Origin of the sequence: Paenibacillus sp. (genome assembly GCF_031177825.1) — a bacterium.
In the GTDB taxonomy this organism is placed as follows: Bacteria; Bacillota; Bacilli; order Paenibacillales; family YIM-B00363; genus Paenibacillus_AE.
On sequence record NZ_JAPSKE010000003.1, the window covers coordinates 368,213 to 382,237 of the forward strand.

A 14,025-nucleotide genomic window follows, 5' to 3' on the forward strand; every position below is an offset into this window, starting at 1 on the left:
ACGGAGGTGAAGGCGAATGTATGAAGGCGAAACGTACGAGGTTATTTTGCAACGCCTGCTCGATCGGGTGTCGGACGGTGTTGATAAACGCGAAGGCAGCATTATCTATGACGCATTGGCTCCGGCTGCAGTCGAATTGGCACAAACATACGAGACGTTGGAGGCGCAGCTCGGTTTGTTCTTCGCGGAAACCACGTTTGGGACGTACCTCGATCGGAAGGCTTTAGAGTCCGGGATTACTCCCCGTAAGCCGGCGACGAAGAGCTTGAGAAAGGGCCGATTCAAGGATGGCTCCGGCGCGCCTTTCGATGTGCCGGCGGGCAGTCGTTATGGTCTTGACGGCATTGTATATGTCGCTAGGGAGAGGGTTTCCCAGGGGGTCTTTCATCTCGAATGCGAAGCCGTCGGCAGTATCGGCAATCAAAGCTTCGGAGCTTTGCTTCCGATCGATTACGTCCCCGGGCTTGGGAGCGCGGAGCTATCCGATGTGCTCACGCCCGGAGATGACGTTGAAACGGACGACAGCCTCCGGCAACGGCTGTTGCAGCATATCCGCAATCCATCCGCGAGCGGTAATGCCGCGGATTACCTCCGGTGGGCTATGGAAGTTAGCGGTGTAGGGGCTGCACAGGTCTATCCGCTTTGGGCAGGAGCCGGCACGGTGAAGGTGGTCATTGCCGACGTAAATAAGCAGCCCGGAGGAGCTGAGTTAATTGCTGATGTGGCGAGTCATATCGGCAATGTTCGGCCCATTGGGGCGGATGTAACCGTGGAAGCGGCAGTCGGTGTCGGCATTGATATCGTCGCTACGATTGTGCTCGCTCCGGGGTACAGCGTTCAGCAAGTCACCGAGGCGTATAAAGAGGCCATCGTCGAGCATTTGAAGTCTATCGCGTTCGTAGATTCCTACGTCGCCATTGCCCGGGTGGGCAATCTTCTCCTGACGACGCCGGGCGTGATCGATTACTCCGGCCTCACGCTGAACGGTGGGACGGTAAACATTGCCCTGGGTGCTGGCCAGATCCCTGTTCTCGGATCGATTTCATTGGGGGTGTAGATGATGCCGTACCCTGCCGAAATCGATCAGTTTAGCACCAAGTTGAATAAGAAGCCGGACGGTACCGTTTACGCGATCGAGGAATCGATTTCCGTCGTCAACGGCGTATACGATGGTCCGCTTGCCCACGACAACATCGAGATCGGGAGCATCGCCATCTATACCGGCCCGCTTTTCACCGGCGAAACGGTTTCGAATTACATCGTTTCCACACCATCGCTAACGCCATGGAAACGGTGGATTAAGATTTTCTCGGAATCTCCAGTCGTTTACGTCTCCTACCATACACCCGGAGACCAAGTGGAAGCCGATGATATCAATGCGCTGCAAAACAGCGTTGTCTCCATGCAAGGGGAAGTGGATCGGTACAAGAGCGAAAACGATGCGGCGCTCCATGTAGCAACGACGCGCATATCGGCCGTGGAAACAGGAAAGGCCAGTGTAACGTATGTAGATACCCAGTTCGCATCGAAAGCCGACAAATCCAATACGTATACGAAGGCAGAGACCGACTCGCGCATTGAAGAAATCATCGGCGCGGCGCCGGCGGCGCTGGACACGCTGCAGGAGCTTTCGGAAGCCCTCAATAACGACCCGGACTTCGCCGCGACGATGACGACGTCGCTATCAGGCAAAGTGGACAAGGTGTCTGGCAAGCAACTCTCCACGGAAGATTTCACGACTGCCGAGAAAACCAAGCTTGCCGGTATTGCATCGAATGCGAATAACTATGTCCATCCGACCGGAGATGGGAATCTCCATGTACCGGCAACCGGAACGGCAAATAACGGGAAGGTATTGAAAGCCGGGGCCTCGTCCGGGGGCGCTGCGTGGGGCGTAGTAGATTGGGGAGAACTATCGGGCAGACCGTCGACATTTTCTCCTGCCGCGCATACTCACGCCGCTGCGGACATCGCGAGCGGTACGATCGCGACGGCAAGACTGCCGGCTGCATCGACAACCGGTGCCGGTATCGTCCAGCTCAACAACTCGGTGACGAGCACTAGCACGACGCAAGCGGCTACGGCGAACGCCGTGAAGGTGGCGAAGGACGCAGCGGATACTGCACAAGCGACTGCCAACGCGGCGGAAACACCGGCGGGTGCCCAAGCCAAAGCGGATGCGGCGGCTGCCGCGGGGATCGGAGCGGCCGATGCTGTGCAGGCCAATCTGGACGGTCATATCGGCAAAGGCGGAGCAGCGCATGCGGATGTTGTTGCCGGGGGTGCGTCCGGTTTTATGACGGGGGCGCAAGCGACGAAACTTGCCGGCATTGCAGCAGGGGCGGAAGTCAATCAAAACGCCTTCGCGACCGTGGCTGTGTCCGGTCAATCGTCCGTCGTTGCGGATAGCAAAACGGATACATTAAATATTTCAGCCGGTTCCGGGATCAGTATAACGACCGATACAACCAACGATACAGTGACCATCACTGCTGCTGTCGCCAGCGTTGCCGGGAAAACCGGGGCAATTATTCTTGGGAAAGCGGACATCGGTCTAGGGAACGTTGAGAACTACGGTGTTGCGACCCAAGCGGAGGCAGAAGCTGGGGTATCCGCTTCGAAATATATGACGGCTCAGCGGGTGAAGCAGCATGTCGATTCCCGTGGATTTGTAACACAAGCTGACCTTGGGAATGCCGGTTATGGGGACATGGTGAAATCGGTATACGACACGGACAATGACGGAAAGGTCGATGCAGCGGAAGCTGCCGATACTGTCCCGTGGACAGGCGTCTCCGGGAAGCCGGATTTCGAGTCGCATATTACGAATACCTCAAACCCTCATGCCGTTACCAAGGAGCAAGTCGGGCTCGGCAGCGTCTCCAATTATTCCATAGCATCGCAGGCTGAGGCGGAAGCAGGGACGACTTCCAGCCGCTATATGACGCCTCTTCGCGTATCCCAGGCGATTGCGGCGCGGGCGATGCCCAAAGGCCCGCTCACCTGGAATCAACTCAAGGGGGTGTAGCCAGTGCCATACGGTGACTCGCAGTACGGAGTGAATGGATTCGGGGAGGATAGCGATACCGGGGATGGCGGGGAGGAATTCCAAGTCGACCTAATGGGTTACCTCCCTCCGTTCTACCGTGACTATAGGGAAATGGTCGGTCTACAAACGACGCTGGGCAAGGACATCGGCCTTCTTAAACGGATGTCGACCGATCTGCTCGATGAAGTTTTCGTGGGGACGTCAGCCGAGGCGTTGCATCTGTGGGAACGGGATCTCGGCCTTCAAACAGATAGCTCCAAGCCGGCGCCATGGCGTCGGGAGGTTATCCTTTCGAAGCTTCGGGGATCCGGAACTACGACCAAGAAGAATGTCATCGCCGCGGCCGCCACGTTCAGCGGCGGAAAAGTGGATGTGATCGAGTATCCCGATGAATACCGATTCGTGGTCCAGTTCATCGGCACGCTTGGCATCCCGCCGAACATGGCCGGCTTCATCCAAATGATCGAGCAGATCAAACCTGCCCACTTGGCATATGAACTGCTCTTCACATATACCGCTTGGAATATGGTCGAAGAGGAGACTTGGGCGTCGCTCGGAGCAACATCGTGGAATGCACTAAGAACTTATGGAGGTTGAGGACATGCGGACATCCGCAAACCGGGCAATCCACTTGCCCGAAGGAACCGATAACGTCGATATCGACATTATTAGCGGGAGCATGGAAGGGCTGGACGCTGCGTTCGGAACCGGAGCTTCCGGACATACCCATGACGGAACGCCTGGCAATGGTCCGAAGATTACGGCAAGTGGCCTAGGGAGTGGGGCGGCTACCGATACCGTCATCGGTAACCGAACTGCGGATCCGGATACGGCGACAGCCTATGGATTAACGGGGTCCGTAACGCAGCTTTTTTCGTGGATCCTGAAATATTTCAAGGCCATTACGGGGAAGGCAAGTCCTTTCGATGCGCCGGCAACGACGCTCGAGGCTGCGAAGACCCATATGGATTCTACGGCACCTCACTCAGCCACATCAGCGCCAACGGCTAGTCGCCTCGTGATTCGCGACGCAAGCGGAAGGGCGCAGGTGGCGGCGCCGGCTGCAGCGGCGGATATTGCCCGTAAGGACACGGTCGATGCCGTGCAGGCCAATCTGGATGCTCATATCGGCGCAGGCGGCGGTGTTCATGCGAACGCTGTCGCTGGTGGCGCTGCCGGTTTCATGACGGGAGCCGACAAGTCCAAATTGGACGCTATCGCGGCGGGGGCAGAAGTAAACCAAAATGCCTTCTCCACCATTACGGTGTCGGGGCAGACCAGTGTAGCGGCAGACAGCAAGAGCGATACATTGACTCTTGCGGCCGGTACTGGGGTAGATATTACAACAAATTCGACGACGGACACCGTCACGATCGCCGGCAAGGCTGCATCGACGTCGCAGGCCGGGGTCGTGCAGCTTAATACGGCAACAAACAGCACAAGCACTTCGCAGGCGGCGACACCAAGCGCGGTTAAAGCTGCGTATGACCTGGCGGCCGGGAAAGTAGCGAAGGCGGGCGACACAATGACGGGGAACTTGACTGTCCCTCGTACTGTTATCACAGACGCGATGACGTTCGAGAAGGGTCGCACGAATCAAGCATCAGTCTATTGGAACGCATCGCCTTCGGTAGACTTCGGCGTTAACGTCGATATTGAGGGGACGACCGCCCTTACTATCCAAAAGGGGAACCTCATTCCCAACGGGAATATTTCTATCCCCCCCGGCGCAGATGCGCCTAACGCTTGGTCAAACCCTCTAAGGTTTACATCCCGTAACGGTTCTAACCAGGCGGTCGAGCGGTTCATTCAGTCGACGGAAACGGGGCAACCAGTATGGACCGTCCCCGGGATAACGAACCATGTTATATGGCATCAAGGCAACGACAGCGATCTGGTAAGGTCGTATCGGAAGAATACGCTTGCGCTTAGCACTCCAGAAGTCAACAACGCTTTTTGGGGGCAGACTGCGTTAGAAATCAAAACTCAAGACGGTTCGCGCCCCGGATTAACACTCCATCGCGAAGGGCATTTCGCCCTCGCGTTATACCTGGATACTGACGGGCAGTTGAAAACGGTTGATAGTAATGGCACGGTAAAGGGGGTAGGGGGCGTGAAAAGCGTACAAAGAGGTTCGGTCCTTAATTCGGGCGGAACTTATGATATTCCTATAAATTCCGTTGATGTGAATAAATCGTACCTGATCACCAACGCGGGCGGTACGTCGAACAATGGTACGTCTTACTGGAAAGCCGAGTTACTGAATGCTACAACCGTCCGTATAACAATTCAAGCAACGGCAGGGGCGACCGTGCACGTCGCATGGCAAGTAGTAGAAAGCTACTAAAGGAGGGGATGACATGACCGAAGAAATCGAAGAAACGCCAATGGGACCGGATACGCCGGAACCTGTAAGGACTTCGTACAAATACGCGCAAATAAACCCCGAGACAGGTATTGTATTCGGGGTTTCGTATTTATCGGGCGAAGTGATCGCGGATCATACGATTCTGCTCGAAGACGAGGAAGACGTACAACCGGGGGACATTCGGAACCCGGACGGCACATGGACGCGGCCGGAACCCGCACCGCTTCCGCCTAGCGAAGTTCAGCAGCTACGGGCCGAACTGGCCGAGGCAAAGGCCCAACTAGCGGTCGCGGCCGCGGCCGCAGCGGAAACCAGCGCAACGCAGCAGGCACTTATCGAGATGCTTATCGAACAGGGGGTTATCGTCTAATGGCTGTGAATTCGCTTCTTGTTAGATCTTACGCGACGAACATCTACTTGACGGGAACAACCTCGATTGAGGGGATCATCGCATCGGGACGCCAAGAATACGAAACACCCGTCATGCAACACGCCGCCGACAAGTTCTCCCGGGATGACATCGAGCGCACCGCGGCAAGCGGGTGGATCTCGCCTGAGCGCGCAGAAGCTACGAGCGCGCTAAAGGATTCGGAAGACCCGCAATACCGGTCCATTACCTTGTCGGCTTAACAATATAAACGCGAGTAAGCCCCGAGTAGATCGGGGCTTTTTTACTCCCGGAGGTGAACGCCCATGCAACGTTTTGCCCAATCCTTCAACCTGGACAGCATGAACCGGCCCGACAACGCCGTCGTCGCTTTTTTCGGCGCGTATGTCGGGCCCTTTTTCGATATTGTGTACGGTCCGGAACGCACCAGCGTCATTCTGGCTTTGTATGTCGTCATCCTGCTCGATTGGATTACCGGCATCGCAGCAGCTCGCAGAGAAGAGGCCTATAGTTCGGAATACGGCGTCTCGGGCATCTTTCGAACGATCTTCCTCCTTGCCTTCCCGGCGCTCGGGAACGTGCTTGACCACGCCTTCGGCACGCCGGGGCTGCTATTTTACGCCGTGACGTTCGGACTCATCTACCATACGTACATCAGCTTGACGGCGAACGCCGCGCGGGCTGGGTGGAGCAAATACATTCCGCAGGCGGTTCTGAAGTACGTGACGGCGGAGATAAAGGCGAAGGCGGATCGAGCCGCCGGGAAGAAAGGGGGCGTATAATGAACGAACAGCTGACGAAGCCGATCCTCATCCTCGATCCCGGCCACGGCGGGAAGGATCCGGGAGGAGGGTCCAATGACATGTTTCTGGAAAAGGATAAGGCTCTCGCGATCTCCCTTTACCAAGCGGAACGATTCCGCGAGCTGGGCGTCGCCGCGACGATGACGCGCTCCGAAGACGTCTATTTGTCTCCGAAAGAACGGACGCGCCTCGTGCGAGAGAGCGGTGCGGCGTATTGCATCTCCAACCATATCAACGCCGGCGGGGGCGACGGGGCGGAGATGATCCACTCGGTCCGCGCGGACGGGACTTTGGCTAAGCGGATCGGACAAGCGCTCTCTTCTGCCGGGCAGAACGTCCGCCGTGTCTTCACCCGCACGTTGCAGAGCCGACCGGGCGCGGATTATTACTTTATGCACCGGGACACCGGGGCCGTGCAAACCGTCATCGTCGAATATGGCTTCGCCGATTCGAAGGGCGACGATCCGGCGCAGCTGGCAGAGGAGTGGAAGAAGTTCGCCGAGGCAGTGGTAGAAGCGTTTTGTACGCATGTCGGCTATCCGTATCGCCCGCCCTCGCCGGGAGGGGCTGATACGATTGAGCTCCCGCGCATCCAACGGCGCGTAGAAATTGCCGTCGTGGAGAATGGAGTCATAGGACAGGGGTATCTCATCGACGGCGTCTCTTATGTGCCTGCCCGGCTGGCGGCGAGGCTCGCCGGATACGGCGTCGAATGGGACGGGCAGCGGGTGATGCTGCTCGGCAGGGGGACGTCAGGAAGCGGTAAGTAACTTTCTTTCCTTCAACGCGAATGAAAAATCCCCGAACCGACCTAAGGTCCGGGGATTATGTAACTCGTGAGGATGCGTATGCTTTACGCCCGGCCGCCGCGCGCCAACGTCTCTTCCGCGATTTGAACCATTCTGCGAACCATATGTCCGCCGATGGCCCCCGTGTCGCGAGACGATACATAGCCGTAATACCCGTCCGGCGGCAGCTGCACCCCGACCTCCTGAGCGATTTGATGCTTCAGCTGATCCATGGCCGCATTGGCCTCCGGGACGATCAGACTGCTGGGATTCGAATATTTGCTCATGCGATGTCACCTCCATTGGATTTGATTGTATTGTGCGACAATTCTGACAATGTTATGCAAGCCTCTTTTCTCCCCTTTGGGGAAAAGAACCCCCCGATTTCCGAACGATCCGCCGCCTGCCCCTTGTCTTCCTGCGGTATCTCCGTCCGGCGCGAGGAAAAATTCCTCGATCGTCCGGAGCGGCCGCCCACGCCCAGAACGCCCGGGAGGTTGCTGGGCGATGCGCTTTTTTTCAGAAATACTTTAAGTGATGGCCCCGCACCCGTCTAGGTTCCTCGAATACACTATCATAGGTTTTGATGCAACCGATAAGCAATGCTTATATAAGGCGGGGTGAAACGATGGAAGCGGAAATAGTAGTGATGGGATTTTTGGTAGGCGGACTCGTAGGATTGACGGGCGTCGGCGGCGCAGCCTTGTTGACCCCGGTGCTCATGTGGATCGGGATCTCCCCAAGCGTCGCGGTCGCGACGGACCTGTTCTATAACTCGATTACGAAGCTGTTCGGAAGCATTCAGCATATCCGGCAGAAGACGATTAACTTGGGGCTCGTGAAATATCTCGCGATCGGCAGCGTCCCGAGCGCGATCGGCGCGGTGCTGCTGCTGCAAGCGTATCCGCCGCTCGCGGCGCATCAGGATACGATCATGAAGCATGCGCTCGGCGTCGTGCTGGTCATCGTCGCGCTCGCGACGATTCTTAAGCAGTTCTTCACGAAGCTGGGTTCGAATCGTTGGCAAGAGAAACCGTTGTCTCAGAAAAGGGCGCTGACGATCCTCATCGGCGTCGTCCTCGGATTCGTCGTCGGGCTGACGTCGATCGGCTCCGGCAGCCTCTTCGCGCTGGCTATGATTTATTTGTATCGCCTGACCGCGGCGGAGCTCGTCGGCACGGACATTCTGCACGCGTTCCTGCTCGTGACGGCCGCGGGCGCCATTCATGCCGTGTACGGCAACATCAATTACGCGCTGGCGTTCAATCTGCTGCTCGGCTCGGTGCCGGGCGTCATCCTCGGCAGCCGGCTGTCCGCGAAGGTGCCGGGAAGACCGCTCCGTACGTTCATGGCGGCGATCATCCTCGTCAGCGGCTTGAAGTTGATCTGACGGTCGGCTATAATAGCTGAATATATACGCAACATATGCAATGAAGGAGCCCAGTAGGCACGATACGCGCTGCACAGGGAGGAGAGGCCGAAGATTGAGAGCCGCTCCGCATGTCGCCCGTCGCCGAACCTTCTCTCCCGAGCAGTCGCCCGAACCGCGCCTTGTTTCATCGAGGCGGCGTGCGTAGGGCGGACCGGCAGGCGGCCGTTATTCGCCGATCGAGTGCGCATTGTCGACGCCGCGTTCCGGCGCGAGACGATGCGAATGAGGGTGGTACCGCGACCTTTTCGTCCCTTAGACAGGGAGAGAAGGTCTTTTTTGCGTTTACGTCGGGCGCGAACCGGAAAACATCCCCTTCATTCGAGAAGAGAAGCGTCATAACGCAGGACGAACGGGAAATCCTCCGTCTTATTGACTGGTTTATGCGAAATATGTCGCCGAACAGCTCGATAAGCGGGAGCATTTCCCGTTCAGGGGACAATGCGGGCGTTTGCTTCGCGGATGAGAGGGAGCGTTTCCCGCCCAGGAGGGCGAACGGTCCGCAGAACCGAACAAGAGCTGTGTGTAACGATTACGAGGAGGATGAGCCATGAAAGACAGGTTGGAGGCGCTGCGAGCGGAGGCGCTGCAGGAATTGGCCGGCGTGAACGATCCGAACGCGCTGAACGAGCTGCGGGTCAAGTATCTCGGCAAGAAGGGATTGTTGACGGAAATTTTGCGGGGCATGGGGGCGTTGTCCGCGGAAGAGCGGCCGGTCATCGGCCAAGTCGCGAACGACGTGCGCGCGGCGATCGAAGCCGTCATCGACGAGAAGGCGGCGGCGTTCGCCCGCGCGGAGACGGAACGACGCCTTGCGACGGAGACGATCGACGTGACGCTGCCGGGCCGGCCGGCGCCGAACGGGGCGCTGCATCCGCTGACGAAGGTCGTGCAGGAGATCGAAGACATTTTCATCGGGATGGGCTTTACGGTGGCGGAAGGTCCGGAGGTCGAGACCGATTACTACAACTTCGAGGCGCTGAACCTGCCGAAGGATCACCCGGCGCGCGACATGCAGGATTCGTTCTTCATCACGGAAGACCTGCTGCTGCGCACGCAGACGTCGCCGGTGCAGGCCCGAACGATGGAAGCGCGGGGCGGCCAAGTGCCGGTCAAAATTATTTGCCCGGGCAAGGTGTACCGACGCGACGACGACGATCCGACGCACTCGCATCAATTCATGCAGATCGAAGGTCTCGTCATCGACAAGGGCATTCGGATGAGCGACCTGAAAGGGACGCTGCTGCAGTTCGCGCGCGAGATGTTCGGGGCGAACGTGAACATTCGGATGCGGCCGAGCTTCTTCCCGTTCACGGAGCCGAGCGCCGAGGTGGACGTATCTTGCGCGGTGTGCGGCGGCAGCGGCTGCCGCGTATGCAAGCATTCGGGCTGGCTCGAAATTCTCGGCTCCGGCATGGTGCATCCGCGCGTGCTCGAGATGAGCGGCTACGATCCCAACGAAGTGAGCGGCTTCGCGTTCGGCATGGGCGTCGAGCGCATCGCGATGCTGCGGTACGGCGTGGAAGATATTCGTCATTTCTACACGAACGACGTGCGGTTCTTAAGTCAGTTCGCGCGAGGTTAAGGGGGGAGCAACGACATGTACGTTTCGTATAAATGGTTGGAGCAATACGTGGATTTGAACGGCGTCTCGGCGAAGGAGCTGGCCGAGAAGCTGACGCGCGGCGGCGTCGAGGTCGACGGCGTGGAGACGCGCAATCTCGGCGTCGTGAAGGTCGTCGTCGGACACGTCGTAGCGAAGGAGAAGCATCCGGACGCGGATAAGTTGAACGTGTGCAAGGTGGACGTCGGCCAGGAGGAGCATCTGCAGATCGTCTGCGGCGCGCCGAACGTGGCCGCGGGCCAGAAGGTGCCGGTCGCGCTTGTGGGCGCCTCGCTCCCGGGCGGACTGTCGATTAAGCGCGCGAAGCTGCGCGGCGTCGAGTCGATGGGCATGATTTGCTCGGCGAAGGAGCTGGGACTGAACGACAAGCTGCTGCCGAAGGAAATTCAGGAAGGCATCCTCGTGCTGCCGGAAGGAACGGACGTCGGGACGGACGCGGTCGCGCTGCTCGGCATCGACGACGAGGTGCTCGATCTGGATCTGACGCCGAATCGGAGCGATTGTCTCAGCATGATCGGCGTCGCGTACGAGGTCGGCGCGCTGCTCGGCCGCGAAGTCGCGCTGCCGGACGTCGACGAAGGCGTCGTCGTAACCGGCGGGCCGACGTCGGATCTCGTGCGCATCGAGATCGAAGCGCAGGACGACTGCCCGCATTACGCGGCTCGTCTGATCGAAGGCGTGACGATCGGGCCGTCGCCGCTATGGATGCAAAACCGCTTGATGGCGGCCGGCGTGCGTCCGATCAATAACGTGGTCGACATTACGAACTACGTGATGCTCGAATACGGACAGCCGCTGCACGCGTTCGACGCGGATACGCTCGCCGGCAACGGCAGCCGCGTCGTCGTGCGCCATGCCCGCGCGGGCGAGCGGATGACGACGCTCGACGGACAGGACCGGGCGCTCGAGCCGCATATGCTGCTGATCACGGACGGCGAGCGCGGAATCGCGCTGGCCGGCGTCATGGGCGGCGCCGACTCGGAAGTGACGCCGGGCACGACGCGGATTTTATTGGAATCGGCCCGGTTCGCGGGCCGCTCCGTGCGCCGCACGTCGCGCGAGCTGGGCTTGCGCTCGGAGGCTTCGCTTCGGTTCGAGAAGGAAGTGAACCCGGAGGCGGTCATTCCGGCGCTGAACCGAGCGACGGCGCTGCTCTGCAAGTATGCCGGCGGCCGCGCCGCGCAGGGACATGCGGAGGCGCTGCTCGACGCTCCGGCGCCGCGTACGGTGCCGCTGACGGTCGAGCGCGTGAACGAGCTGCTCGGCACGTCGCTGACGGCGTCGGACGTGCGCGGCGTGTTCGCTCGGCTCGGCTTCGCGGTCGCGGGCTCCGGCGACGCGCTCGAGGTGACGGCGCCGCTGCGCCGCGCCGACATGGTGCGCGACGTCGACTTGATCGAGGAGATCGCCCGTCTGTACGGATACGATAACATCCCGACGACGCTCGTACGCGGCGCGACGACGCCGGGGGCGCTGACGAAAGCGCAACGCGTGGCGCGGGAGACGCGGCGGACGCTCACCGGCGCGGGGCTCCACGAAGCCGTCACGTACTCGCTGACGGCGGAAGGGCGCGCGGACGCGCTCGGCGGCTTGTTCGCGTCGCCGGGGCGCATCCGCCTCGCGATGCCGATGAGCGAGGACCGCAGCGTCCTGCGCACGAGCGTGCTGCCGCACTTGCTTGAGGCGGTCGTGCACAACCGCAACCGCAACGTCGACGACGTCGCCCTATTCGAGCTCGGCAGCGTATTCTTGACGGAGGAGACGGGCGCGTTGACGTCGCTTCCGGTCGAACGCCGGACGCTGGCGGCGGTCGTCACCGGCGCGAAGTCGGCGGCGAACTGGTCGGACAACGGCCGCGCGAAGGTAGACTTCTACGATTTGAAGGGCCGCCTCGAGAAGCTGACGACGCATCTCGGCATCGACACCGCGTATGTCGCTTCGGCGCCGACGGGCTTCCACCCGGGACGTTCCGCCGACGTATTCGCGGTCGTCGCGGACGGCTCGCGCGTCAAGCTCGGCCGGATCGGCCAAATCCACCCGGCCGTTCAAGCGGAGTGGGAGCTCGACGACACGTATGCGTTCGAACTCGACTTCGAGGCGTTGGTCGAAGCTTCGGTGCTTCGCGCGAATTACGAACCGCTGCCGCGCTACCCGGCCGCATCCCGCGACATCGCCGTCGTCGTCGACCGCGGCGTGCCGGCGGGCGATCTCGTCGCGACGGTCCGCGAGGCGGGCGGCGCGTATTTGGAATCCGTGCGCGTATTCGACGTCTACACGGGCGAGCGGCTCGGCGCGGACAAGAAGAGCGTCGCGCTGGCGCTTGTCTACCGCCACGGCGAACGGACGCTGACCGACGAGGAAGTGACCGGCGCGCACGACGCGGTTACGGCCGCATTGGCGTCCAAGCACGGCGCGGAGCTTCGGAAATAACGCGCGAGATCACAGTTCGATCATAAAAAAACATAATCTTGTAAAAACCGAATAGCAGGAAACTGCTGCCGACGCATCGAATTAATGAGAAAGTTGCCGATGCGTCGGCATTTTTGTTGAACGCTGTCGAAAGGAGCGTGCACCCTGCAATGCATTCGGAAGAAAAGATTCGCACGACCATAGACATCTTCGGGACGACCTACAAGATGGTCGGAACGTATAGCCAATCGTATATGAAACGTCTCTCTACGTACGTTAACGAAAATATGGAAACGATCGCCAAGGGCAATCCGCGGCTCGATTCGCAAAAGGTCGGCGTCTTGGCGCTCATCCAGATGGCCGACGAATTTTTCCGCCTCCAGGCGAAGGGGGACGCGATCGAGAGCGAGCATTCGCAGTCGAAGCAGCGGATCGAGGAGCTGCGCAAGGCGCTGGAGCTGACGGAAGAGAAGGAGCGCGGCCAGTCGGCGCTCGCGGCGGAGCTGCAAGAGCGCATCGAGGCGCTTACGGCCGAGAACGCGCGCCTCGCGGAGGAGAAGGACCGCGAGCGGGCGGCGTACGAGGCGCAGCTGCAGGAGCGGCTTGACGAGATGGAACTGGAGACGCTACGCCTGACGGAGGAACAGGAGCGGCGCCAAGCGGCGCTCGCCGAGGAGCTTCGGGCGAAAAACGAAGAGCTGGCGAAGGCGCGGGAGCAGGCGCAGCGCGAGACGACATTCGCCGCGCAGCTGCAGGAGCGGCTCGAGACGTTGGAGCTGGAAGCGCTGCGCCTGGCGGAGGAGCGAGAGCGCGGCGAAGCGGCGCTGGCGGCGGAGCTGCAGGCGAAGAGCGACGCGCTGGCGAAAGCCGAGGAAGAGGCGCGGAGCCGGTCGGCGTTAGCGGCACGGCTGCAGGAGCGGCTCGACGAGCTGGAGCTGGAGACGCTCCGCCTCGAAGAGGAGCGGGAGCGCGGGGAAGCGGCGCTGGCGGCGGAGCTGCAGGCGAAGAGCGACGCGCTGGCGAAAGCCGAGGAAGAGGCGCGGAGCCGGTCGGCGCTGGCGGCGCGGCTGCAGGAGCGGCTCGACGAGCTGGAGCTGGAGACGCTCCGCCTCGAAGAGGAGCGGGAGCGCGGGGAAGCGGCGCTGGCGGCGGAGCTGCGGACGAAGA

At 60.2% G+C, this 14,025-nt stretch carries 13 protein-coding genes; 12 read left to right on the top strand and 1 reads right to left on the bottom strand.

Going from position 1 to position 14,025, the window contains the following annotated elements:
• Positions 1–16: 16 nt before the first annotated feature.
• The 8 genes from RIN49_RS05825 (at position 17) to RIN49_RS05860 (ending at position 7,378) form a co-directional block, all read left to right on the top strand.
• Entirely contained in the window at positions 17–1,057 is a 1,041-nt protein-coding gene (locus RIN49_RS05825) for a baseplate J/gp47 family protein (RefSeq protein WP_309119212.1), read from the top strand.
• Entirely contained in the window at positions 1,058–3,028 is a 1,971-nt protein-coding gene (locus RIN49_RS05830) for a tail fiber protein (RefSeq protein ID WP_309119213.1), read from the top strand.
• Positions 3,029–3,031: 3 nt separating this feature from the next.
• Positions 3,032–3,646 carry a putative phage tail protein gene (locus RIN49_RS05835; RefSeq protein ID WP_309119214.1) on the top strand — a complete coding sequence of 205 codons (615 nt, stop codon included), beginning with the start codon at positions 3,032–3,034 and terminating at the stop codon, positions 3,644–3,646.
• Positions 3,647–3,650: 4 nt separating this feature from the next.
• On the top strand, positions 3,651–5,396 hold the full coding sequence (locus RIN49_RS05840) for a phage tail protein (RefSeq protein ID WP_309119215.1): 1,746 nt from the start codon (positions 3,651–3,653) through the stop codon (positions 5,394–5,396).
• Between the two features lie 13 nt (positions 5,397–5,409).
• Positions 5,410–5,787 (top strand): hypothetical protein, encoded by a 378-nt coding sequence (locus RIN49_RS05845; protein ID WP_309119216.1) that lies wholly within the window; start codon positions 5,410–5,412, stop codon positions 5,785–5,787.
• The gene (locus RIN49_RS05850) at positions 5,787–6,047 is read left to right on the top strand and encodes a hypothetical protein (RefSeq protein WP_309119217.1); all 261 of its coding nucleotides are present in this window, start codon (positions 5,787–5,789) and stop codon (positions 6,045–6,047) included. Before RIN49_RS05845 ends, RIN49_RS05850 begins: the two co-directional genes overlap by 1 nt.
• Positions 6,048–6,110: 63 nt before the next feature.
• Positions 6,111–6,587, top strand: coding sequence for a phage holin family protein (locus RIN49_RS05855; protein ID WP_309119218.1), 477 nt, complete (start codon positions 6,111–6,113; stop codon positions 6,585–6,587).
• On the top strand, positions 6,587–7,378 hold the full coding sequence (locus RIN49_RS05860; RefSeq protein WP_309119219.1) for an N-acetylmuramoyl-L-alanine amidase: 792 nt from the start codon (positions 6,587–6,589) through the stop codon (positions 7,376–7,378). Before RIN49_RS05855 ends, RIN49_RS05860 begins: the two co-directional genes overlap by 1 nt.
• A gap of 83 nt (positions 7,379–7,461) precedes the next feature.
• Here the strand turns inward: RIN49_RS05860 and RIN49_RS05865 are convergent, their stop codons facing one another.
• The gene (locus RIN49_RS05865; RefSeq protein ID WP_309119220.1) at positions 7,462–7,683 is read right to left on the bottom strand and encodes an alpha/beta-type small acid-soluble spore protein; all 222 of its coding nucleotides are present in this window, start codon (positions 7,681–7,683) and stop codon (positions 7,462–7,464) included.
• A 341-nt stretch (positions 7,684–8,024) separates the two neighbouring features.
• Here RIN49_RS05865 and RIN49_RS05870 point away from each other — a divergent pair, with 341 nt between their 5' ends.
• From RIN49_RS05870 to zapA, 4 genes are all read left to right on the top strand, one after another.
• Positions 8,025–8,786: a sulfite exporter TauE/SafE family protein gene (locus RIN49_RS05870; RefSeq protein ID WP_309119221.1), complete on the top strand. Its 762-nt coding sequence runs from the start codon at positions 8,025–8,027 to the stop codon at positions 8,784–8,786.
• Positions 8,787–9,375: 589 nt separating this feature from the next.
• On the top strand, positions 9,376–10,410 hold the full coding sequence (pheS, locus tag RIN49_RS05875) for a phenylalanine--tRNA ligase subunit alpha (protein ID WP_309119222.1): 1,035 nt from the start codon (positions 9,376–9,378) through the stop codon (positions 10,408–10,410).
• A 15-nt stretch (positions 10,411–10,425) separates the two neighbouring features.
• The gene (pheT, locus tag RIN49_RS05880) at positions 10,426–12,879 is read left to right on the top strand and encodes a phenylalanine--tRNA ligase subunit beta (RefSeq protein WP_309119223.1); all 2,454 of its coding nucleotides are present in this window, start codon (positions 10,426–10,428) and stop codon (positions 12,877–12,879) included.
• A 149-nt stretch (positions 12,880–13,028) separates the two neighbouring features.
• Positions 13,029–14,025: cell division protein ZapA (zapA, locus tag RIN49_RS05885; protein ID WP_309119224.1), on the top strand; the 997-nt coding region annotated here is incomplete at its 3' end.